The organism is Paludibacterium yongneupense DSM 18731 (assembly GCF_000422925.1).
Classification (GTDB): domain Bacteria; phylum Pseudomonadota; class Gammaproteobacteria; order Burkholderiales; family Chromobacteriaceae; genus Paludibacterium; species Paludibacterium yongneupense.
Map to the genome: position 1 here is coordinate 39,561 of NZ_AUGZ01000030.1, position 23,933 is coordinate 63,493.

At 62.6% G+C, this 23,933-nt stretch carries 16 protein-coding genes and 1 rRNA gene; 4 read left to right on the forward strand and 13 right to left on the reverse strand.

Going from position 1 to position 23,933, the window contains the following annotated elements:
• The 5 genes from G520_RS22515 to G520_RS0111330 form a co-directional block, all read right to left on the reverse strand.
• Window positions 1–1,620, reverse strand: coding sequence for a tetratricopeptide repeat protein (locus G520_RS22515; RefSeq protein WP_036666106.1), 1,620 nt, complete (start codon window positions 1,618–1,620; stop codon window positions 1–3).
• A gap of 20 nt (window positions 1,621–1,640) precedes the next feature.
• Complete coding sequence (locus G520_RS0111315; protein ID WP_211222816.1) at window positions 1,641–2,270, reverse strand: sensor histidine kinase; 630 nt, start codon at window positions 2,268–2,270, stop codon at window positions 1,641–1,643.
• 195 nt (window positions 2,271–2,465) lie between these two features.
• A complete protein-coding gene (locus G520_RS0111320; RefSeq protein WP_028535762.1) occupies window positions 2,466–3,122 on the reverse strand; it encodes an HD domain-containing protein in 657 nt (218 codons plus the stop codon).
• Window positions 3,119–4,039, reverse strand: coding sequence for a pseudouridine-5'-phosphate glycosidase (locus tag G520_RS0111325; RefSeq protein ID WP_028535763.1), 921 nt, complete (start codon window positions 4,037–4,039; stop codon window positions 3,119–3,121). The genes G520_RS0111320 and G520_RS0111325 overlap by 4 nt, the downstream gene beginning before the upstream one ends.
• Window positions 4,040–4,062: 23 nt before the next feature.
• The gene (locus G520_RS0111330; RefSeq protein ID WP_028535764.1) at window positions 4,063–5,154 is read right to left on the reverse strand and encodes a PfkB family carbohydrate kinase; all 1,092 of its coding nucleotides are present in this window, start codon (window positions 5,152–5,154) and stop codon (window positions 4,063–4,065) included.
• 159 nt (window positions 5,155–5,313) lie between these two features.
• Between G520_RS0111330 and G520_RS0111335 the strand changes: the two genes are divergently transcribed.
• Window positions 5,314–6,360, forward strand: coding sequence for a sensor domain-containing diguanylate cyclase (locus tag G520_RS0111335; RefSeq protein WP_028535765.1), 1,047 nt, complete (start codon window positions 5,314–5,316; stop codon window positions 6,358–6,360).
• On the opposite strand, the gene dnaE is transcribed toward G520_RS0111335, so the two are convergent.
• Window positions 6,361–9,804, reverse strand: coding sequence for a DNA polymerase III subunit alpha (gene dnaE / locus G520_RS0111340; protein WP_028535766.1), 3,444 nt, complete (start codon window positions 9,802–9,804; stop codon window positions 6,361–6,363).
• 45 nt (window positions 9,805–9,849) lie between these two features.
• A complete protein-coding gene (locus G520_RS22520; RefSeq protein ID WP_036666108.1) occupies window positions 9,850–10,758 on the reverse strand; it encodes a VirK/YbjX family protein in 909 nt (302 codons plus the stop codon).
• Between the two features lie 197 nt (window positions 10,759–10,955).
• On the opposite strand from G520_RS22520, the gene G520_RS22525 reads away from it, so the two are divergent.
• A complete protein-coding gene (locus G520_RS22525; RefSeq protein ID WP_051229338.1) occupies window positions 10,956–12,638 on the forward strand; it encodes an ArnT family glycosyltransferase in 1,683 nt (560 codons plus the stop codon).
• Window positions 12,639–12,660: 22 nt separating this feature from the next.
• On the opposite strand, the gene G520_RS0111355 is transcribed toward G520_RS22525, so the two are convergent.
• The 6 genes from G520_RS0111355 to ptsP all read right to left on the reverse strand — a co-directional run bounded on the left by G520_RS0111355 (window position 12,661) and on the right by ptsP (window position 22,298).
• Window positions 12,661–12,906, reverse strand: a complete 246-nt coding sequence (locus G520_RS0111355; RefSeq protein ID WP_028535767.1) for a PhaM family polyhydroxyalkanoate granule multifunctional regulatory protein — start codon at window positions 12,904–12,906, stop codon at window positions 12,661–12,663.
• A gap of 52 nt (window positions 12,907–12,958) precedes the next feature.
• Window positions 12,959–15,238, reverse strand: a complete 2,280-nt coding sequence (locus G520_RS0111360; RefSeq protein ID WP_028535768.1) for an NADP-dependent malic enzyme — start codon at window positions 15,236–15,238, stop codon at window positions 12,959–12,961.
• A gap of 80 nt (window positions 15,239–15,318) precedes the next feature.
• On the reverse strand, window positions 15,319–16,893 hold the full coding sequence (gene nadB, locus G520_RS0111365; RefSeq protein ID WP_028535769.1) for an L-aspartate oxidase: 1,575 nt from the start codon (window positions 16,891–16,893) through the stop codon (window positions 15,319–15,321).
• Window positions 16,894–17,058: 165 nt separating this feature from the next.
• Complete coding sequence (locus G520_RS0111370; RefSeq protein WP_028535770.1) at window positions 17,059–18,771, reverse strand: PTS fructose transporter subunit IIBC; 1,713 nt, start codon at window positions 18,769–18,771, stop codon at window positions 17,059–17,061.
• Between the two features lie 66 nt (window positions 18,772–18,837).
• Complete coding sequence (pfkB, locus tag G520_RS0111375) at window positions 18,838–19,797, reverse strand: 1-phosphofructokinase (protein ID WP_028535771.1); 960 nt, start codon at window positions 19,795–19,797, stop codon at window positions 18,838–18,840.
• Window positions 19,794–22,298, reverse strand: coding sequence for a phosphoenolpyruvate--protein phosphotransferase (ptsP, locus tag G520_RS0111380; RefSeq protein WP_028535772.1), 2,505 nt, complete (start codon window positions 22,296–22,298; stop codon window positions 19,794–19,796). Before ptsP ends, pfkB begins: the two co-directional genes overlap by 4 nt.
• Before the next feature lie 207 nt (window positions 22,299–22,505).
• Between ptsP and G520_RS0111385 the strand changes: the two genes are divergently transcribed.
• Window positions 22,506–23,504 carry a LacI family DNA-binding transcriptional regulator gene (locus G520_RS0111385; RefSeq protein ID WP_028535773.1) on the forward strand — a complete coding sequence of 333 codons (999 nt, stop codon included), beginning with the start codon at window positions 22,506–22,508 and terminating at the stop codon, window positions 23,502–23,504.
• A gap of 278 nt (window positions 23,505–23,782) precedes the next feature.
• Window positions 23,783–23,933, forward strand: a 16S ribosomal RNA gene (locus G520_RS0111390); the annotation flags it as partial.

Consider the following 23,933-nt stretch of genomic DNA (forward strand, 5'->3'; position numbering starts at 1 on the left):
TCAAGCACCGGGCTTGAGCGTTTCGAGCTGACTGATCAACTGCGAAAAGCGTTTCTCGCCGGGCGACAGTGCATTGGCGGACAGCAGAATCTGCCGCGCCTCGCGTTTCAGGGCCGGATCGAATTGCTGCTGCAGCGCCAGCAACATCACATGGCCGCAGTTGAGCAGCACGCGGACGTTGTTGGGCATGGTTTCCACCGCGTGCCTCATTGCGGCCACGGCTTCGTCCAACTTGCCATCGCGTGCGAGCAGCACCCCCTGGTTCATGAGGGCGACCGTTTCGCGACGCGCCTGTTCCATCCACTGGACCCCGACACTTGCGAGACCCGCATCGGTGAAGGCATCCGAAATTTGCTCCATGAGTTCCGCGTTGTCATGATTGTTCTGGACCACGACCGCCAGCAGGCCGACTGCGTCTTCCTGGCGGCCGGTGGCCAGCAGCAGGGTGGCGGCCTCCATGCTGGCCGCGACGTCGATGCCGGTTTGTGCGTTTTTGACCAGCTCGGCCAGTGCCGCCCCGGCTTCGGCAGCGCGCGTCTCGTTGCCGTTCTTGCGGGCGATCAGTCCTTCCACCGCCTTGGCACGGATTTTCGCCGCGTCTGTGTTGAACGCCTGTGGCATTTTTCGCAGCAGCCGAGTGGCCTCCTCCAGCTGTTTCTTGTCGCCAAGGATGTGCGCGAGCCCGATATAGCTGTCCGGCGTTTTCAGAACCGAATGTTCGCCGACATGCATGCTCTTGCGAAATGCGGCCTCGGCGGCGGCGACATCGCCCTGGCGCAAGGCGGCGTCGCCCAGATTCTTTTGCCTGACCGGCGAATTGGGCGACAGCTGCGCCGCGCGTTCCAGCGTCTTGCGTGCCCCGTCCAGATCACCGAGCTTGTCCTGCGCCTGTGCGAGCCAGTCGTAGGCCTCGACATTGGCCGGGTTTTCGGCGACGACCTGTTCCAGCAGGCTGCGGCTCTCGGCGTACTCGCCACTCAGCTGCATCGCCTTGGCCAGACCGACCTGGGCCCAGGGGACATCGCGTTCGGCGAGGATGCGTTCGAACAGCTCGCGTGCCTGGGCATGCTCGCCGATGGAAAGCAGCAGCTGGGTCTTCCAGCGCAACAGATCGGTGGCGTAGGCTCCCTTGTCCAGCGTCATTTTTTCATCGCACAGCGCGAGAGCGCCCTGATAGTCACGGCGCTTGAGGCGGGCATCGATCTCGGCGAACGCGCTTTTGCGCGCGAGCAGCTTGCCCAGGCGCGAATAGAGCAGGGCCGAATTGACAGGCTTGATCAGATAACCGTCCGGCTGGTATTCCATCGCGCCGACGACGGTATCGGGTGTTTTCTCTGCCGTGATCATGACCCAGGCGCACAAGGGGCCGATCCAGCCGTTGACCTTGGCCTCTTCCAGTATCTGCTGGCCGTTCTTGCCTGCCCCCAGATTGTAGTCGCAGAGCACCATGTCGTACTTCCGGCGAGAAACCAGCGAGGATGCGTCCTTGCCATTGGAGGCTTCGTCTATGTCGCGTGCTCCGCACTCGCGCAACATATCGCGCAGCAGGGTGCGCATGCCTGCAAAATCATCGACCACCAGGAATTTGAAGCGGGAGAAATCCGAGATGAAGTCGGCCATAGTGTCGGTGGGCTCTGAGGTCAGGGAAGTTGCAGTATGAAGCAGCCGCCACCAAGGAGGCCGCCGTTTTCCAGGCGCAGGCTACCGCAGCGGCCCTTGTTTTTATGCAGGGCAGCGACGCTGCGGGCGAAGTGCAGGCCAAGGCCGGTACTGCCGCGGTTGAAGTCTACTCCAAGCTGGGCCGCCTCGTCGCCGAGCATGCACGGAGGATAGCCTTCGCCGTCATCTTCGACGCGGATTTCCAGCATGCCGTCTACCATGGCGGCGGCCAGCCGAATCTGGCCGCGCGTGTACTGGCTGGCATTATTGAGCGCCTGGTTGATGGCTCCTTGCAGCAGGTCCTCGTCGAAATGCCCGACCAGCGTGTCGGGACAATCGCAGATGAGCGTGATACGACGCGCGGCGAGCAGGCGCGCATTCTGCGCCGCCAGTTCTCCCAGGAAGCCGGAGACGGCTACCGGGTGCGGGTCGAAGGGGTAGAGATTCTGGTCGAGCTTGTACAGTGCAAGCAACTGCATCAGGTCGTTGTTGATGCGCCTGGTCTCGTACAGCATGGACGACAGGTCTTTGTAACCCGAAAACACGGTTTCGCTTTGCTCGGCAAGGAACTTTTCCAGCAGGCCGCTGAGCATGCCCAGTGAATTTTTCATATCGTGGGCAGACGAAGCTAAAAATACCGAAAGATCCGGTGGCGGCGCTTGATGCATGGTCGACCTCTGTGCGAAACGGTGCCGTTTACGGTCGGAGCGAGTCCGCCGTATTGGGAGATCTTTCAATTTTAGTTAAAAAATGGAGGGGCGTGAAGCTTGCTGGCGACCGGTCGCACCCGGCCGCCGCTGCAGAGCTCAGTTCGCGCCGCCCCATTCGTCGATGAATTGCTCGCGGAAGGCCAGAATACGCTGCAGCCGGGTCTCGGCCAATTGCGCGCCGGCGCGGGTGCGCATCATGGCCGGCAGGCGTGCGAGTTTCACTTCGATATGGTCGAGCGCATATTCCAGGTCGTCCAGCGGTCTTTGCGCCGCGAGCGGGTCGTCCGCGTGCGCGAGCTTGCGCTCGAGTCGGCCCGAGACGTAGAACATGCGCGCCAGTCCGACAGCTCCGAGGGCATCCATGCGATCCGCGTCTTGCACGATGCAGGCTTCCTCGGTCAGCGGTTCGATGGCGGCGGAGAAACTGTGGGCTTCGATGGCATGCGCCACGGCGGCGATGCGTTCCGCGGGAAAGCCGAGCCCGGCCAGTACCTCGTGCGAGCGCTCCGCCGCCAGGCGCGAGGCCAGAGCGCGGCGGGGATCGTTCTTGGGCAGGTTGACGAGATCATGCAGATAGCAGGCCGCCAGCACCACCAGCGCATCGGCGGCCGGAAACGACGGCAATAGCCTGCGCGCCGTATTCCAGACCCGGCGCAGGTGAGCCATGTCGTGTGCGGCATCGCCGTCTGTCGGCTGGGCGCCCAGCCAGCTTTCCAGCCGCAGGCGCCATTCGTTCAGCTCCGGTCCTGTCATGCGGCGGCGTATTCGCGGGCGATGGCGACGGCGAGGCGCGCATTGTTGAATACCAGCTGGATGTTTGCCTCCAGGCTGTTGCCTCCAGTCAGTTCGCAGACGCGGGCGAGCAGGAAGGGAGTCGACTCCTTGCCATGGATGCCTTGTTGCTCTGACTCGGCGAGCGCCTGTTCGATGGCGGTATCGATGCGCTCCTGTGGCATCGCATATTCGTGCGGGATGGGGTTCGCGATGACCATGCCGCCTTTGAGTTCCATCTGCCACTTGGCCTGCATGACCTGAGCGATCTCGCGTGCCGAATCGAGGCGGTAGTCGACGTTGAATGCGCTCTCGCGCGTGAAGAAAGCCGGTAGCGTCGATGTCTGGTACCCGATTACCGGTACGCCATTTGTTTCCAGGTATTCCAGCGTCAGGCCGAGATCGAGAATGGACTTGGCGCCGGCGCAGACGACGGCAACCGGCGTGTTGGCCAGTTCCTGCAGGTCGGCGGAGATATCGAAGCTGTGTTCGGCGCCACGGTGCACGCCGCCGATGCCGCCGGTCGCGAAGACGCGGATTCCGGCCATGGCGGCGATGATCATGGTGCTGGCGACGGTGGTCGCGCCGGTCTGGCCTGCGGCTACGACGAAGGGCAGATCGCGGCGGCTGACCTTGAGGACGCTGCGGCCTTCGCGTCCGAGTTTTTCGATTTCGCCGCGAGTCAGCCCGGCTTTGAGACGGCCATCGATGACGGCGATAGTGGCGGGTACGGCGCCGGCTTCGCGGATGACCTGTTCGACCTGAAGCGCCGTTTCTACGTTTTGCGGGTAGGGCATGCCATGCGAAATGATGGTTGATTCCAGCGCTACCACGGCGTGGCCGGCGGCGATGGCGGCGGCGACGTCGGGGTGAATATCGAGATAACTGTGTGCTGTCATGATTGCTCCTGCAGGGTAGGCGGTTAAGCGAGGCACTTCGTCAACAAACTGTCGACGACGGCTTGCGATAAAGCGGGGTGATTGTTTTTGTCCGAGGTCAGCGTCAGCGCCGCGCAGCCGAGGGCAAAGCGTACGCTCTCGGTCAGTGTGTGCTGCTGCAAGCAGCCATAGGCGAGGCCGGCCATCAGTGCGTCGCCGGCGCCTTCGGCGCTGACGATATCGACGTGCGGCGGGTTCATCCAGCCTCGTGTGATGCCGTTGCTGTAGTACAAGCCATTGGCGCCGCCGCTGAGTATGATCTGGTTGACACCCGCACGATGGAACCAGTCGGCGACGGCGGGCGCCTGTTCGCGCGAATCGAAAGGCAGGCCGGACAACTGGCTGGCTTCGAGGCGGTTGGGCTTGAGGGTATGGATGTGGGAGAGCCAGGGGCGGATGCGCTCGGCCTTGAAGGCCGACACGGTGTCGACGAAGACCGGACGGTCGCCGCGATTGGCGAAAATCCATGCCAGCGCGTCCTCACCGAGATTGGTATCCGCCACGATCAGCGCGGCGTGGCGCAACAGGTCTCGTTGCGGCGCGAGGCGTTCCGGGGTCAGCCGGTCGAGGATGCCCATGTCGTTGACGGCGATCGCCATGTCGCCGTCCGGGCCATGCACTGACAGATAGGTCGAGGTGGCCGCGTCGGGGAGGATCAGGGATGGCGACAGGTCGACGCCTGCGGCGCGTGTGCTCTCGATGAGCATGCGGCCGTGCGCGTCGTCTCCGAATGCGCTGATCAGGCGGCAGTCGCAGCCGAGGCGGGCAAGATTCTCGGCGATGTTGCGCGCGACGCCGCCCGGGGTGCTGCGCACGGTGCCCGGATTGGAGTCAGAGAAGCGCAGGGCAGAGGTGGTCGAACCGGCGATGTCCATATTGGCGCCGCCTATCACCACTGCATAGCTCTTTTGGGCGAGAACGTAGCCTTTGCCTATGATAAGCCCCTTTTGCATCAGATTCATGATATGACCGGCCACCGCCGAGCGACTGATGCCCAGCTGGTCGGCCAGGGCTTGCTGCGGGATCAGCGGATCCTGCCGTATTCGTTCGAGGATTTCGCGCTCTCGTTCAGTCATTGCAAACATTAGTCCGGTTGTAGACATTTGTTTGCATCGTAGCTGGGGTGCGGTATGCTGTCAAGCGCGCGAGCGCGGCCATGCCTTTGCGTATGTCAACGCGACGGGGTGATCTCGGTGTAGGCTTAGACAAAGTGACGGGCAATAAGGAGGAGATGGATGTTGCATACCAAGCTGCGGGCCGTGTCGGAGGGACAGGCGCGACTGGAATCATTGCGCCGCATGCTGATGCTGGGGGGGCCAAAGGAAGAGGATTTTCTGCGGGCGACACGTCTCGCCAGCCACCTGTTCAATGCTCCCATCGCCTATGTTTCCATCATCGATGGCCAGAGCCAGGTGATGATGTCGCCCATGGGGATGCGTCCGCAGACGCTGCCGCGCGAGCAGTCGATGTGTCAGCAGGTGGTCGAGCTGGGCAGCTTGATCCTGTGCCAGGACGCACGGGCAGATGCACGCTTCAGTGGTGCCTACAATGTGGTCAACCCGCCGTATGTGCGTTCGTACATGGGCCAGCCGGTGCGCAACGCGGAGGGGCATCTGATCGGTGTACTGTGCGTGGCCGACCCCGCTGCGAACCGTTTCAGCGAAGAGGACGGCAAATTGCTGGTCGACCTGGCTTTTCTGCTGGAAGCCACCATCGCCTTGCGCTATCTGAGCTTTTCGCACGAACAGGCCTTGAATCTGGCGAGCCGTGCCGGCGAGGCCGCGCTGACCGACGCGCTGACCGGCGTGCTCAACCGGCGCGGTATCCTCGACATGGCCAACCACGCGTATGCCCGCTGCCGTCACGAAAACCGCAGTTTTTCCCTCGCCTTGCTCGATCTGGACCATTTCAAGCAGATCAATGACAGCCACGGGCACCTGGCCGGCGATGCGGTACTGAAGGAAGCCGCCAGGCGCTTGCAAGGTGCTCTGCGCACCGGCGACATCGTCGGGCGCTGGGGCGGCGAAGAGTTTCTGGTCGTGTTTCCCGGACTGGCGCCCGAGATGCTGCAGGACGTCGGAGCCAAACTGGTGCATGCCGTCACGGGGGAGGTCGCCTGGCAGGGGGAGACGCTGCCGCTATCGGCCAGCGCAGGCCTGGTCGGCGTCAGCCATCTGCACGATGTCTTCAATGAAGAAACCCTGCTCGATGCGGCCGACCAGGCGCTGTACCTGGCCAAGGAGCGCGGCCGAGGCCGCGCGGTGGTCTATCCGGGCGTGTGATCACCACACGATTCTGACCGCCTTCTCCCCCAGCCATTCCTTGAGCGAGCCGAGCAGGCCATCGTCGAGACGGACCCCCCATTCCGGCGGCAGCATCAGTTCGGCTTGCGCTTTGTCGTTACGGTAAAGGATGCGTACCGGGCAGCCGGCATCCTCGCTGCGGTAGGGGGTCACCAGTCCGGCAAATCGGTCGACATCGGCATTGCCGTTCATCTGCACCAGCAGGCTGCGCGCATAGCGGCTGCGCGCTTCGCCCAGTTCGTAGATTTTGTCGGCGATGATGCGCAAGCCGCCGGAAAAGTCGTCGTTGCTGACTTTGCCCTCTATCACCAGCACCTGGTCTTCCCGCAATCGGTGACGGTTGGCCTCGCAGGCCTCGGCGAAGACGCTGACTTCGAGCTTGGTGCTACCGTCGTCGAGCTGGATGAAAGCCATTTTCCCGCGGTTGCCGACCTTGGTCCGGATGCCGGTAACGAAACCGGCCAGCAACTGGGGCTCCTTGCGCGGTCCGATGCGGTTGAGCGGCGTCTTGATGAAGCCGCGGACTTCGCGTTCGTAAGCCGTGAACGGGTGGCCGGACAAATAGTAGCCGATAGCCAGTTTTTCTTCGGCCAACTGGGTTGCGGCATCCCAGGGACGCACTTCCTGCATCGATACCGTCGGCGCATCCGCCGCGTCGAACATGTCGAACAGGCCGCCCTGATTGGCATTGGCGGCTTCCTGATCGGCGGCCTCCAGCGCCAGCGAGACATTGGCCAGCAGACGGGAGCGGTGCGGATCGATGGCATCGAAGGCGCCACCGCGGACCAGCGACTCGATCACGCGCTTGTTGACGATCTTTTTGTCGGTGCGGCGGGCGAAATCGAACAGGCCGGTGAACGGGCCCGTAGCCTGGCGCACGGCGACGATATGCTCAACTGCCGCTTCTCCTGTACCCTTGATCGCGCCGAGGGCGTAGCGGATGTGGCGGCGGTCGACCGGCACGAAACGGTAGAACGACTCGTTGACGTCGGGGGGCAGGAAGACGAGCTTGTTGACCAGCGAGTCGTCGTAGAAGACTTTCAGCTGGTCGGTATTGTCCAGTTCCGACGACATGGTCGCCGCCATGAACGCTGCCGTGTGGTGCGCCTTGAGCCAGGCGGTCTGGTAGGCGACAACCGCATAGGCGGCGGTGTGCGATTTATTGAAGCCGTACTCGGCGAATTTTGCCATCAGGTCGAACAGATGCTCGGCCAGTTCCTGTTTGTAGCCTTTTTTCAGCGCGCCTTCGACAAACAGCCCGCGGTGCTTGTCCATCTCCTCGGCTTTTTTCTTGCCCATCGCCCGGCGCAGCATGTCGGCGCCGCCGAGCGTGTAGCCGCCGATGATCTGCGAGATCTGCATCACCTGTTCCTGATACACGATCACGCCATAGGTCGGGTCGAGGCAGCCGGTCAGGTCGGGGTGGAAATAATCGACTTCCTGCTTGCCGGCCTTGCGCAGAATGAAGTCGTCCACCATGCCCGAGCCAAGTGGTCCGGGACGATACAGGGCCAGCACGGCGATGATGTCTTCGAAACGGTCCGGGCGAAGCTTTTCCAGCAGCCGCTTCATGCCGTCGCTTTCGAGCTGGAACACCGCCGTGGTGTTGGCTTCCTGCAAGATGCGGTAGGCGGCCGGATCCGTGAACTCGAGCAGATTGAGGTCGGTGTCGAAGGCCGGGTCGAGGGCCTTGATGTAACGCACGGCCAGATCGATGATGGTCAGGTTGCGCAAGCCGAGAAAGTCGAACTTCACCAGCCCGATTTTTTCGACGTCGTCCTTGTCGTACATCGACACCGACACGGCATCGTCGCCGCTGGCCTGGTAGAGTGCGCAGAAGTCGGTCAGCTTGCCCGGAGCGATCAGTACCCCCCCTGCGTGCATGCCGATATTGCGGGTCAGCCCCTCCAGCTTCTTGGCCAGCTCCCACAACTGACGAACTTCTTCTTCGTTCTCCAGCCTTTCCTTGAGGACGGGTTCCATCGCAATGGCGTCGTCCAGGCTGTACTGCTTGCCCGGAGCAGCCGGAATCAGTTTGGAGAGCTGGTCGCAGAAAGTGTAAGGCAGATCCAGTACGCGACCCACGTCGCGTACCACGGCTTTGGCCGCCATGGTTCCGAAGGTGGCGATCTGGCTGACCGCATCGGCACCGTAGGCCTGCCGCACGTACTCGATCACCCGATAGCGGTTGTCCTGGCAGAAGTCGACGTCGAAGTCAGGCATCGACACCCGTTCGGGGTTGAGAAAGCGCTCGAACAGCAGGGCGTAGGCGAGCGGATCGATGTCGGTGATGCCGAGCGAGAAGGCGACCAGCGAACCCGCGCCCGATCCCCGTCCCGGCCCGACCGGGCATCCGTTTTTCTTGGCCCAGTTGATGAAGTCGGCCACGATCATGAAATAGCCGGGGAAGCCCATCTGCACGATGGTGTCGGTTTCGAACTTGAGCCTTTCCTCGTAACGCGGACGGTTGGCTTCCAGTATGGCCGGATCGGGGTAGAGCGCTTTCAGGCGGACTTCCAGCCCTTCGCGCGCCTGCTGGATCATATAGTCGTCCAGCGTCATTCCTGGCGGAGTCGGGAAATCGGGCAGGTAGTTCTTGCCGAGCTGCACATTGATATTGCAGCGCTTGGCGATCTCGACGCTATTGGCGAGCGCCTCGGGCAGGTCGGCGAAGCGCTCTTGCATTGCTTCCTGCGTGAGGAAGGACTGGCATTCGGAGAAATGTCGCGGTCGGCGCTTGTCCGACAGGGTATAGCCTTCCGCGATGCAGACCCGGGCCTCGTGCGCCTTGAAGTCGTCCGTGTCCATGAACTGGATCGGATGCGTGGCGACGACGGGGAGACCGGTCTCGCCAGCCAGCCACAGTGTCTGCTGCAGTACGTTTTCGATCTGGGGGTTGTCGACGCGCTGCAACTCCAGATAGAAGGAATCGGGGAACAAGCCGCTCCAGTAGGCGGCACGGCGCAGCGCTTCGTCGCGCTGGCCGTTGGCCAAGGCGGCGCTCACGTCGCCGAGATGGGCTCCGGACAGGCAGATCAGATCGCTGTTGTCGCCGTCCTCCAGCCAGGCGCGTTTGATCTCGGCGCGGCCGCGGTACTGGTTGCGGGTGAAGGCATCGGCCAGCAGTACGCACAGCCTGCCGTATCCTGCACGATTTTTCACCGTCAACATCAGGCGGAAGGGCTTGTCGCGGTCTTCCTCGTTTTCCAGCCAGACGTCACACGAGATGATGGGCTTGATGCCCTGCTCGCGGCAGGCCTTGTAGAATTTGACCATGCCGAAGATATTCATCAGATCGGACATGCCCAAGGCCGGCATCGAATACTGCCGTGCGCGCTTGACGGCATCGTCGAGCCGGACGATGCCGTCGGTGATGGAGAACTCGGAGTGGAGTCGGAGATGGATAAAGCTGGGTGCGTTCATCCGTGCATTTTAGCGGCTCGCGCGTCTGCGCACCACCGCCGTCGATTACGCGAGGCTGAGCGCCACTTGCGTGCTCAAATCGTCGAGCAGGGCATAGCGGCGGCGGTACTCCGCGCGCTTCTTGCTCGCGATCTCTTCCATGCCCTTGCGTTGCAGCGGCTGCGGAAGGCGGAAAGCGACATAGCCGTCGGCATGCCCTCCCAGCGCTTCCCAAAACGCATCGTAATCGGCTTCGAAGCTTTTGCGGTAGCGCCAGGAATTATAGATATGGACGCTTTTGCAGCCGGCGCGGACCGAGGTGATACCCAAGGCGGTGGCCAGAGCAATCAGGGCTTCCATCGCCACTCGCTTCGGAAAAAGGCCATGCAGGGCCTTGGTTGCCTCGCGGATGCATTCGTGGCCGTGACGGTGGGATGGGCCCTGCAATCCGCCGATCCAGAGTTCCGCGCCGTCGCCGCTATTGCGCAGCAGCGTCAGTGTGATCTGCACCAACGCGATACCCGCCTCGTCGGACAGGGTGAGCGCGAGTTCCCCCTCTTTGTCGAAATGGTGATGGTGGGTCAGCGCGATGAGGTAGTGTTGTCCGTCCTTGCCGGGAATACGGGCCAGTTCAAGCTCTCCGTCGCCCCGCAAGATAGCGCCCTGGGTGCAGGGAAAACGTTCGAGCTCAAGCGCATAGTGCTGCTGTAAAACGCCGAATTTGCCGCTCAGGGAGAGATCCCGGCGCAGATAGGTGCGGTGCAGCTTGCATGCCAGACGCGGGTGCACCCGCAGGAGTGCGAGCAGGCGCGGGTCGGCACAGAGGACAGCCAGCCATTTCAGCGTCGAGCGCAGCGTCAGCAGACTGCGCAGGGCGAATTTGAAGCGGTGCTTGAATTCATCGAGTCCGTCGCGGCGGGAAAATCGTCCGATGGCGATTTGAAACAACAAGTCGGAGGGCGTCAACGGTTTCATTTTGGCCAATCTGCAGACTGTGTAAAACGGCGCCTGGCTATGTTAGTGGCGGAATTCCTTCTTGTCAGACATTATACCAAACTCTAGTACAGTTTTCCCGACTGCTTGCGCAGGCGTGCGCCCGGCTCGGCTTTTCTCCCGCGACAGACTAGGTTATCGTATGCGCTCGGAAAACCATCCGCCCTTATATAACAGCAATGATGCACTCCCACCGTCCTATCGACGTCGCCGAATCTCCCGCCAGTTTGGCCGCCCTGCTTTTGCTTCTGGTCTGGCTGTTGCCGGGCCTGTTCGGCCTTGAGCCGTGGAAGCCCGACGGTGCCTACAGCTTTGGCCTCATCAACCATGTCGCGCACAGCGGGGATTGGGTCGTGCCCTATCTTGCCGGCGAGCCTTTCATGGAGAAGCCGCCGCTGTACTACATCACCGCGGCCTTGTTCGAAAATGCATTCGGCAGCTGGATGTCGCTGCCCGATGCCGCACGGCTGGCTACCGCGCTTTATCTCGGCCTCGCATTCTGGGCGACGTATCTGTCGGGCCGCCTGCTGTATGGGGGAAGGGGCGCCTGGTGGGCGCCGCTGGTCCTGATCGGCACGCTCGGTTTTCCGGTGCGCGCGCATCAGATGATCACCGATACCGCCCTGTTTGCCGGCATCGCCTGGGGACTGTACGGTCTGCTTCTTGCGCCGCAGAAGCCTGTCGCTGGCGGCGTGGCCCTCGGCCTGGGGGCCGCGGCCGCCATGCTCAGCAAGGGCCTGCTCGGCCCGGGGATGCTCGGTTTATGCGCCCTGTCATTGCCCCTGTGCAGTGCCGGCTATCGTAGCCGACGCTACCTGACGAGCCTCGCCGTCGCCTGCATCGTAGGGCTGCCGCTGCCGCTGCTGTGGATGATCGCGCTCTATCGCCGCGATCATGCGTTGTTTGATCTGTGGTTCTTCGCCAATAACTTCGGCCGTTTCTTCGGCACCAACCACCTGGGGCCGGCCGCGGACAAGCTGTTTTATCTGCGAACCTTGCCCTGGTATGCGTTCCCGACCCTGCCTCTGGCTTGTTATGGAGTCTGGCGCGCGCGACGTTCGGGCGATGCCTGGCGTCTGGCCGCACCGCTGGCCTTGTTTGCCGTGGCGCTCGTCGTGCTGACCGTGTCCGCCAACGCACGCGAGCTGTATGCGATGCCGTTGCTGGCGCCACTGTGCCTGCTGGCAGTGTCCGGGATCGCTCCCGGCGGCTATCTGTCCCTGGGCGGGCGACGCCTCTGGGCGCTGGCCGCAGCGGCGATCGCCGCCGGCCTGTTGCTGGTCGCCGTCCATATCGCGACCGGCCATCCCGTCGCCTTGGCGCACCCGCTCGCGCGCTGGACTGCCGGCTGGCAGCCGCACTGGGCTATCGCTTATTGGATTGGGGGAGGGCTGGCCCTGGCGCTGCTGCTCGTATTGTGGCGGGCGGCCCCGGCGGAGAGAATGGGCGGGCAGGTGTGGCGCTGGTGCTGGATGATTACCCTGATCTGGGCGCTTGCTTTTACCTTGTGGCTGCCGGCGGTTGATATCGGCATGGGCTATCAGGTCCCGTTCGGGCAGCTGCGTCCACTGCTGCAACAGGCGGCAAGCGAGAGTTGCGTCGCCAGCGACCAACTTGACGAGCCGCAGCGCGCGCTAATCGAATACTACGATGGTCTGGTAACGCGACGTATCGAAGTCAATCCGGCTGCGGCGGCCTCATGCCGATACTTGCTGGTGTACAGCCGGGAAGGCTGGTTGCCGGATGCGGTCAAGAAAGCCGGCCTCTCGCCGCTGCTGAGAGTGGCGCGGCCGGGCGATCGCAAGGAAAGTGTCGTGCTGTTCGCCGTTCCCGGTACGGTCGGGGCGCTTTACCGCCGCTGACGCGGCAGGAGGCGCCGCTCTCTCATTCGTTCTTGGGTTTGAGAGCGGCAAGCCCCGCTTTTTGCATTTCCAGAGTCTTGATCTGCATCGATAACATGCCGAGATTCAGGGTTAGCCACCCTTCTATCACTTTCAATTCGCCGATCTTGCGGTCGATCTCCGCCTCGTTCAATGGAGGCAGGAAGGCTTGCGACCCGGGGGGCGCCACGTTCTGCAGCATTTGGCGGAACAGGGCGAAAGGGTCCGAAGGGTTGAATTCTGCGTTCACGATACACTCCTGCGTGTTGGCGAAGGCGGCGCCCGGCGGGCGCCGCCCGGGTTTACTGCACGGTCTGCGCGTCGACGCAGGCCAGTGCGACCATATTGATGATGCGGCGTACCGACGATATCGGGGTCAGGATGTGTACCGGCTTGGCGATCCCCATCAGGATAGGACCGATCGTGACACCGTCTGCTGCCGACACGCGCAGCAGGTTGTACGAAATATTGGCCGACTCGATATTCGGCATGACCAGCAGATTGGCCGAGCCCTTGAGTTGATTGTCGGGTAGGGCCTGGCTGCGGATATGCTCGACCAGTGCGGCGTCGCCCTGCATCTCGCCTTCGATTTCCAACTCCGGTTGCCTCGCCTTGATCAACTCCAGCGCGTCGCGCATTTTGCGAGCGGACGGGCAGTCTATGGTTCCGAAGCTCGAGTTCGACAAAAGTGCGACTTTGGGGACGATGCCGAAGCGCTTCATGGCCGTGGCCGCCATCGCCGTGATTCCGGCGATCTGTTCGGCGTCGGGGTCGGAGTTGACATAGGTGTCTGCTATGAAGATATTGCCGTTGGGCAGCATCAACGCATTCATCGATGCGGCCAGCCCCTCCTCGTTATTGTAGCCGAGGACTTCGCGCACGATGTCGAAGTGTTGCCGGAAGCCACCAAAGGTGCCGCAGATCAGCGCATCGGCTTCGCCGCGCCTGACCATCAGCGCGCCGATCAGCGTGGTGCTGGCGATGACGCGACGGCGTGCGTGTTCTTGTGAAACGCCCCGACGCTTGCTCAGGGCATAATAGTCCTGCCAGTAGTTGTTGAAGCGCGGGTCGGATTCGTTATTCACCAGCTGGAAATCCTGGCCGATGACCAGCTTGAGGCCGAGCTTGGCGATGCGTTTCTCTATCACGCTCGGCCGTCCGATCAGTATCGGCTCGGCCAGTCCTTGCGACACGATTTCCTGCGTCGCGTGCAGTACGCGCTCATCCTCGCCTTCGGCCAGCACCACGCGGCGCTTGTCGGTGCGTGCCTGACTGAACACCGGCTTCATGAACAGGTTGGTCTTGTAGACGAACTGGGCCAACTGCTCGATATAGGCGTTCATGTCCGCGATGGGGCGGGTGGCGACGCCGGAGTCCATCGCCGCTTGCGCCACGGCCGGTGCGATCTTGACGATCAGGCGCGGGTCGAAGGGTCTGGGGATCAAATAGTCGGGGCCGAAGGTCAGTTCCTGTTCGCCGCCATAGGCGCTGGCGACGACATCGGACTGCTCGGCCATTGCCAGGTCGGCAATGGCGCGCACGCAGGCAAGCTTCATCTCTTCATTGATGGTGGTGGCACCGACGTCGAGTGCGCCACGGAAAATGAAGGGGAAGCACAGGACGTTGTTGACCTGATTGGGGAAATCGGAGCGGCCGGTGCAGATGATCGCGTCGGGGCGCGCTTCTTTTGCCAGCGGCGGCAGGATTTCCGGTTCCGGATTGGCCAGTGCCAGGATCAGCGGCTGCGTCCCCATCGATTTGACCATTTCCGCTGTGACAAGGCGCGGACCGGATACGCCGAGGAAGATGTCGGCACCCCGAATCGCATCTTTCAAGGTTCGCAGCCCGTTATCGGCGATGGCGTAGCGTTGCTTGGACTCGTCGAAGCGCGGGTCGCGGCCTTCGAAGATCACCCCCTTGGAGTCGCAAACAACGATGTTGGCGCGCTGTACGCCGAGCGCGACGAGCAGGTCGAGACAGGCGATGGCGGCGGCGCCTGCGCCGGAGGTGACCAGCCGGACCGATTCCATTTTCTTGCCGACCACGCGCAAGCCATTGAGCACGGCGGCGGCAGTGATGATCGCAGTGCCGTGCTGATCGTCATGGAATACCGGGATTTTCATGCGCTCGCGCAGCTTCTTCTCGATGGTGAAGCATTCGGGGGCCTTGATGTCTTCAAGGTTGATGCCGCCGAAGGTCGGTTCCAGCGATGCAATGATATCGACCAGGCGATCAGGATCGAGCTCGTTGACCTCGAGATCGAACACATCGATGCCGGCGAATTTCTTGAACAGCACCCCCTTGCCTTCCATCACCGGTTTGCCGGCCAGCGCGCCGATATTGCCCAGGCCGAGCACGGCGGTGCCGTTGGATATGACCGCTACCAGATTGCCGCGCGCGGTGTATTTGTAGGCGTTGAGCGGATCGTCAACGATGGCGTCGCAGGCGGCGGCGACGCCGGGAGAGTAGGCCAGCGCCAGATCGCGTTGCGTGGCCAGGGGTTTGGTCGGCGCGACCTGGATCTTGCCAGGGGTGGGGAACTGATGGTACTCGAGTGCACTTTGTCGCAGCTGCTCATCCATGATGATCTCTCCGTCTCTCTTTATTGGAATGGTTTTGCGGCTTACAAACCCGGCGCGGTCGTGGGCCCGCGCCGGCAAACTCACTCGGGGGTGAGTACGGTCTCCTTGCCTTGCGGCAGAGTGTCCGGGAAGTCGCGGCTGAAATGCAGGCCGCGGCTTTCCTTGCGCGCGAGTGCGGAGCGGACGATCAACTCGGCCGTCTGCACCAGATTGCGCAATTCGATCAGGTCGTTACTGACGTGAAAATGGCTGTAGTACTCGTTGATTTCCTCGGTCAACAGCTTGATGCGGTTCAAGGCGCGCTCGAGTCGCTTGTTGGTGCGAACGATGCCGACGTAGTCCCACATCGCGCGTCTGAGTTCGTCCCAGTTGTGCGATATCACGACCGACTCATCCGGGTCTGTCACCCGGCTGTCGTCCCAGTCGGGAATGGCCGGCAGCGCGATATCCCTCTGCGCGATGATGTCTTCTGCCGCCGCCTTGCCGATGACCAGGCATTCCAGAAGCGAGTTGCTCGCCAGGCGGTTGGCTCCATGCAGGCCGGTGCAAGCCGCTTCGCCTACCGCGTACAGCCCGTCGACATCGGTGCGTCCCTTGAGGTCGGTGATCAGGCCCCCGCAGGTGTAGTGGGCGGCCGGGACGACTGGAATCGGCTCGCGCGTGATGTCGATTCCGAGATCCAGACAGTGCGCGTAGATGGTCGGGAAGTGTTCTTTGATGAATTCAGCCGGCTTGTAAGAGATATCGAGATGGACGCAGTCGAGACCATGCCGCTTCATTTCAAAGTCGATCGCGCGCGCGACGATGTCGCGCGGGGCGAGTTCGGCGCGCGGGTCGTGCTGCGGCATGAAGCGCGTGCCGTCGGGCAGGCGCAAAATCGCGCCCTCACCGCGCACGGCTTCCGAAATCAGGAACGACTCGCTGTGCGAGTGGTAGAGCGTGGTCGGGTGAAACTGGATGAATTCCATATTGCCGACGCTGCACCCGGCCCGCCAGCCCATCGCGATGCCGTCGCCGGTCGCGGTATTGGGGTTCGTGGTGTACAGATAGACCTTGCCTGCGCCGCCGCTGGCGATGATGGTGCTCTGGGCGGCGATGGACACGACGGCGTCGGCACTCTTGTCCAGTGCATAGGCCCCAAAACAGCGCTTGCCGTCGATGCCCAGCTTGCGCGAGGTGATCAGGTCGATCGCAATATGTTCTTCGAGTAGCGTGATGTTCGGGTGGGCCCTTATTTTCAGTCCCAGCGTCGAGGTCACGGCGGCACCGGTCGCGTCGGCGGCGTGGATGATGCGGCGGTGGCTGTGGCCGCCCTCGCGGGTAAGGTGGTAGCCGGTGCGGTTGGTTTCGTCGCGGGTGAAGGGCACCCCCAGGGCGATCAGCCAGTTGATGGCTTCCGACGAGTGTTCGACGATGAAGCGGGTCGTGTTTTCGTTGCAGATGCCGCCGCCGGCGATCAGCGTGTCGCGGATGTGTTCCTCTACCGAATCCTCGGTATCCAGGACCGCGGCGATGCCGCCTTGGGCGTAGCTGGAACTGCCATCCAGCAAGTCGCATTTGGTGATAAGACCGACTTTTCGCTTTTCGGCCAGATGCAGCGCCAGCGTCATTCCCGCCAGTCCACTGCCAATGATGAGTACGTCAAACTTGAGCATGGTATCCGCCTGCCTGCTATTCCGGAAGTAAGGCTTACAGGATATAGAGGGTAGCAGAAAGCGCACGGCCGTGGGCGGATCGCCATGTCGGCGGGATGGAAACGGGCGCGGCAGGAAGGCGATGCCTCCCTGCCGCGGTGCGTGGACGACGGTCAGATCAGTGGATCAGGCGTTTTGCGGTACCGGTTTTTTCAGAACGCGCAGCAGCACTGCGCCGACGGCGGTACCGATCAGCAGGGCCAGCAGGTAGGCGCCCAGATGAGTGACCGCATTCGGGATCGGCAGCACGAAGATCCCGCCATGCGGAACTTTCAGTTCGACACCCGACAGCATCGATAGCGCGCCGGTCACGGCGGAGCCGATCATCAGGGCCGGGATCACTCGCAACGGGTCACGTGCGGCAAACGGGATCGCACCTTCCGTGATGAAGGAGATGCCGAGAACGGCTGCGGCCTTGCCTGCTTCATGTTCGTCGCGGGTAAAGCGATCCTTGAACAATACGGTGGCGAGAGCCAGGGCGAGCGGCGGGGTCATGCCGGCGCCCATGGCCGCAGCCATCGGAGTGTAGATCTGGCTGGCGAGCAGGCCGGTGCTGAAGGCATAGGCCGCTTTGTTGACCGGACCGCCCATGTCGAAGGCCATCATGGCGCCGATCAGTGCGCCCAGCAATACGGCGCTACTACCTTGCATGCCCTTCAGGGTATTTTGCAGCGAGGTGAGGACGGCCGCGACCGGATCGCCGATCACATAGATCATCAGCAGACCTACGATCAGTGAACCCAGCACCGGCAGGATCAGAACCGGCTTCAAGCCATCGAGATGCTTGTGCAGCTTGATATGGCGGTTGAGGAAGTCGGTGGTGTAACCGGCGAGGAAACCGGCGATGATGCCGCCGAGGAAGCCGGAGCCGAGACTGGCGGCCAGCATGCCGCCGATCATGCCCGGGGTGATCCCTGGGCGGTCCGCAATGGAGTAGGAGATATAGCCTGCCAGAATGGGAACCATCAGGGCGAAGCCCGATTTGGCGCCGATCTGGAACAGAGCCCAGGCCAGCGTTCCCTTGTGCGCGTCATCGAAGGCATAGATGCCGCCCAGCGCGAAGGCCAGCGCAATCATGATACCGCCAGCGACGACGAAGGGCAGCATGAAGGACACGCCGGTCATCAAGTGCTTGTAGGGTCCGGTGCGCTGTGCCGACATTTCGCTCTTGGCTGCCTGGGCCTGATCCAGCAAATCCGGAGCAGCGGCCTTCTTGGCTTGTGCAATCGCGGTTTTCACCAGCTCGGCGCCGTTGCCGATCGCGCCTTTGGTTCCGGTCTGGTACAGACGCTTGCCGCCGAAGCGGGTCAGATCGACTTGGGTGTCGGCAGCGATGATGACCAGGTCTGCCGCCGCGATTTCAGCTGCCGTCAGCGTATTCTGCGCGCCGACGGAACCCTGGGTTTCCACCTTGATCTTGTGACCGAGCTCGGCCGCCCCCTGGGTCAGCCCTTCGGCTGCCATGAAGGTGTGGGCGATGCCTGTCGGGCAGGATGTAATCGCCACGATGGAAAGCGCCGCTGCAGAAGGCGCCGCTTCGCCCTTTGCCGCTTCGGCCACGAGAGAGGACGCGTCGTCGAGCACGGCTTGCAAGGTGCCGAACTGGTTTTTCAGCTTGGTGAAACGTTCGGCTTCGACTGCGCCTTCGCCGATCAGGATGACGGCGCTGGCGCGGGCAATGGCGGCCGATTCGATGCGGTTTTGCACGCCCGAGCCGCTGCGCGTTTCGATATCGATGCTGTGCCCTTGTTTCTGGGCGGCCTGGCGAAGCGCTTCGCCAGCCAGCAGGGACTGGGTAGTTTGATCCGGGCAGGATATGACTGCCAGCAGGTGAGCCATCGTGCTTCTCCTCACGTTATTGAAGGGTGGACCCCTTCGTTTGAACCGTTGTCTCTGAGCGTGACTTCAATTTTCCAAACGAGCTAATTGAACCGAATGCGCGAGGCGCTCCAGTTCTTTGTGTTCGGGCAGATGCGGCCCGATTTGTGCCAGCTTGCCGCTGGCGAACGCGACAGCGAGCCGGGCGCAGTCGGGCCACGACTGTCCCGCGCTGATACCCGCAATCAGACCGGCGACCATCGCGTCGCCCGCCCCCACGGTGCTGATGATGGAAAGGGGCAAGGGCTGCGCATGCCAGGCGCCGTCCGCATCGACGAACAGGGCGCCATCGCCGCCTAGGGAGACCACGACTTTTTCTATGCCCTGTGCCAGCAGTTTCGCCGCCTCGGCGGCGACATCGCTCAGGGTGGGCAGCGCGCGGCCGGTCAGCTGTTCCAGTTCGCTGCGATTGGGCTTGATGCACATCGGCAACGATGCGGCCGGGCCGCGCAGTACGCGTCCGAGCGCTTCGCCGCTGGTGTCGAGCAGAACCCATGCGCCGCGCTCGCGCAGGGTCTGCAGCAACTGGATATAGGTGTCATCCGGCAGCCCGGTAGGCAGGCTGCCGGAGAGGACAAAGTAATGCCCGGAGCCGGCCAGTTGTTGCAGGCGCTCGAGCAATTTCGGAAAAGCCTCGCTATCGGTGGGGCCCGCCGGAAGGTTGATATCGGTCGTGTCGTGGTTGCTGCTGTCCACGAGCTTGATATTGACCCGGTTCAGACCCTCCTGGCGGATGAAGGCGTCGACGATGTCCTTGTCGCGGAACATCGTTTCAAAGACGTCGGCGTTTCCGCGTCCGAGCAGGCCGGTGGCGACGATACGGGAGGCTTTCCAGTCAGCCAGACAGCCGGCGACGTTGACGCCTTTGCCGCCGGCGTTGAAGGTCACCGCGCGCGCCGGATTGACGGCGCCCGGGCGCAAGGCATCCAGAATCACGGTCTGATCGATGGCCGGATTCAGTGTCACCGTGACGATGGTCTGGCTCATGAGAGCGACTCCTCCAGGGCGCGGACCTGTGCCGCGCTATCGCAGTCGAGTGCGCGCAGCGACATGGCTTCCAGCTGGGTATGGGTACTGGCGCGCAGACGTGCCTTGACGGGCGCGATATCGCGCGGGCTCATGGACAGCTCGTCGACTCCGAGGCCGGTGAGCACCGCTGCACCGAGCGGATCGCCTGCCAGACCGCCGCAGACGCCGACCCATTTTCCGGCGGCATGCGCCCCTTTCACCGTATGCTGGATCAGGCGCAGCACGGCAGGGTGCAAGGCGTCGGCCTGAGCGGCGAGCTCGGGATGCTGGCGGTCGATGGCCAGCGTGTATTGCGTCAGATCGTTGGTGCCGATGGAGAAAAAGTCGACGTGCTGTGCGAGCCGGTCCGCCATCGCGGCCGCCGCCGGGACTTCGATCATGATGCCGAGCGGTACCTGCGGGGCGCCGACATCGTTGCGCACGCGTTCGCACGCCGCACGCAGTGCCTGGATTTCGTCGAGCGAGGTCACCATCGGGAACATGATGGAAAGCGGGCCTTCCTTGGCCGCGCGGTAAAGGGCGCGCAACTGCGGTTCGAGCAATTCGGCCCGCCGCAGCTGCAGGCGTGCGCCGCGGACCCCGAGGAAGGGGTTCTCTTCGTGCGGCAGGTCCAGGTAGGGCACTTGCTTGTCGCCGCCGATGTCGAGTGTGCGGATGATGACGGTGCGACCGGCGGCGGCTTTGATCATGCCGAGATAGGTGCGGAATTGCTCTTCCTCGTCCGGGGCATCGTTGCGTTCCAGAAACAGGAATTCGGTGCGCATCAGACCGATGCCCTCCGCCCCGGCATCGAGCGCGTCGGCGACCTTCTCGGGACGGTTGACGTTGGCGCCGATATCGACGCGGTGTCCATCGCGCGTCTGGGCCGGCAGCGCGCGTTCCTGCGCCTGCTGGGCGCGGAGCGCGCTTTGCTCCTGCTGCCATTTCCGCGCTTCGGCCAGAACGTCTTCGCCGGGATCGAGATACAGACGGCCGCTATTGCCGTCGAGGATGGCGGTGGTGCCATCCGCGATCTCCAGCAGTGCCGGTCCACCGGCGACCATCGCAGGCAGGCCCAGGGTACGGGCAAGAATGGCGGTGTGCGAAGTCGGTCCGCCTTGTGCGGTGCAGAGCCCGAGTACGCGCTTCGGGTCCAGCGTCGCCGTGTCGGACGGGGCGAGATCGGCGGCGATCAGAATTGTCTCGTCGGTGCCGTTGATCTGATCGCTCGCCTGTTCCGGGATGTCTTGCAGGCGGGCCAGTACGCGGCGGCCTACATCGCGCAGGTCGGCCGCACGGCCGGCGAGCAGGGCATTGCCCTGGGCCGCCAGGCGCGATGCCTGGTGGTCGATCGCATGATGCCAGGACCAGGCTACGCCGTGGCCTTCTACCATGTGCTGGCAGGTCAGGGCGATCAGCCCACCGTCTGCGATCAACTCGGCCTGCGCGCGGAAAATATGCGATTCCGTCGCCCCAAGACGCACCGCGGTGTCCGCCGCCATCGAGTCGAGTTCGTCGCGGGTGGCGGCCAGCGCGCGATCGAGCAGGGCGCCCCCCTCGGCCAGCGTGCAAGGCGTATCGACGATATCGAGCGGACCGCTTCTGAGTACACGGGTCCGGCCGATGCTAAGTCCGGGGCTCGCGCTGATGCCCCCGAAGGAAACGAGACCATCCGGGACATTCCAGCCCTGACGGTCGGCATTCTGTTGCTTCAGTTTGGCCGCTGCCGCATCGGCCTGTTCCTGGGCCGTAATGCGGGTGACCGTATCGCGCATGGCGGACAGGGCGGCTTCGGCATCCGGCCCCTTGGCCGAGATGTGCAGGCGGTCGCCATGCTGGATTCCCAGTTGCAGCAGTGCAACCAGTTTTTTCGCGTTGGCGGTTTCGTCGTTATGACGGATCTGGATTTCGGCATCGAAACCGCGGGCGGCTTCGACCCAGCGGGCGGCCGGGCGGGCATGCAGACCATTCGGGTAGTCCATGGTCCAGCCTATGACTTTTTCGAAATCCTGAGCCGGCGCGGCGGCGGGCGCGGCGGCGGCGGGGGCGCTGTCGTCGAGCGCCTGCAGCAGTTCGTTGGCATCCCCGGTCGAGAAAAGGCGATCGAGAACGTCCGGTTTCTGCATCAACCGGGTCAGACGACGCAGCAGCATGATGTGCTCATCCGACTTGGCGGCAATACCGACGATGAGGTTCACCACTTGCCCCGGATTCCATTCCAGCCCCTGCGGCACCTGCAGTACCGCAATCCCGGTCTCGCGGATCATGTGGCGGTCTTCGATCATGCCGTGCGGAATGGCAACGCCGTGACCGAGAAAGGTATTGGCCACGGTCTCGCGCCGCAGCAGGCTGTCGACATAGGCCGGGTCGACGTAGCCCAGATCGGCGAGCAGGTTGCCGACTTCGGCGATGGCTTCGGTTTTATTCTGGGGCGAACCCGCCAGACGGATCAATTCGGTGCGGATGAGGGGTTGTGACATATCGTCTTCTCTATCTCATGGGTATATCGAGCGTGATTCAATTGAAATCGATTACATCACGGCTGTCAAGAACGGGTGCAGAAATAATCATGGCGGGCTGTTGCATTTTGGCGTGATGCACCGCAGCAACCTATTCTGGTTGACATTCATGGGGTGAGTGGACGACCATTAGTCTTAATCCTATCGCTGTAATCGTTATCAGATACCATGAGCGTAAAAATCAAAGACGTAGCAAGCGCGGCAGGCGTGTCGGTGGCAACGGTGTCGCGCGTTCTCGGCAACGGTCCGGTAAGTGCCGAGCTGCGGGCGCGGGTTGAACGGGCCGTTCTTGATCTGGGGTATCGGCCCAATCTGTCGGCACGCCGCTTACGCTCCCAACATTCGCAGACCGTCGGTCTCGTGGTGTCGGATATACGCAACCCGTTTTTTACCGGAGTCAGCCGGGCGGTGGAGGACGCGGCCTACCAGGCTGGAATGCGTGTCATCTTGTGCAACACCGACGAGAATCCGGAAAAGGAAGCGATGTACCTGCGCCTGATGCAGGAAGAACGCGTGAGCGGAGTGATCTTTTCTCCGACGCGCGAAACTTCGCAGCATTTCAATGTCGCGGGATTCGATTTTCCTATGGTCATGATAGACCGCACCGGACCGGCGGGGCAGGCGGATGCCGTGCTGCTGGATAATCGACTGGCATCGATCCAGCTGGTTGAACATCTGCTGGATCGCGGCTATAGCCGTATCGGCGCCTTGTTCGGCAATACGAGTACTACCGGCTCGGAGCGCAATGGCGGTTACGAAGAGGCGCTCAAGCTGCGGGGGCTGCCGAGCGGTGGACGTTTCGTCGCTCCGACGGCAGAGGCGGCCGAACTGGCTGTCGCGCAGTGGTTGAAGGAGGCGACTCCGCCTGATGCGCTGCTGGCCAGTAATGGCCTGATGCTGCTGGGGGCGTTGCGCGCATTGCGCGCGGCGGGGGTTTCCATCCCGGCGCGCATGGGGTTGGCCGGTTTCGATAACGAGATATGGACGGGGCTGGTGGGCGAAGGCTTGACCGTCATCGAACAGCCGGTCTATCAGATCGGCCAGATCGCCATGGAGATGTTGCTGGCGCGGCTGGAGGATGCCAGTTTGCCGATACGTCGTGTCGTATTGAACGGACGCCTGATCGAGCGCGGGTCGACGCGCGGGCCGAGCCGCAGCGAGCATTGATCCCGCCGTTGGCGGCCTGTCATGTAAACGCATATAAGGAAGGGACCGCCTGGCGGTCCCTTTTTTTGCAAAAAGGCTTGACGGGTCTGTGGGGTGGCGGTATAGTTCGCCTCCTCAGCTGACGACGCAAACGAAACACGGCGCCGACAGCACTGCTCTTTAACAAAACGAACAACCGATAGGTGTGAGTGTCTGGCCGAAGCCGACACTTGCACTGCAAGAGAAGGACCACTGGTTCTTTAATCTTGCGTGCCAAAGTACGAAATTAGCTAAAGATTGAACTGAAGAGTTTGATCCTGGCTCAGATTGAACGCTGGCGGCATGCTTTACACATGCAAGTCGAACGGCAGCACGGGAGCTTGCTCCTGGTGGCGAGTGGCGAACGGGTGAGTAATGCATCGGAACGTGCCGAGTAATGGGGGATAACGC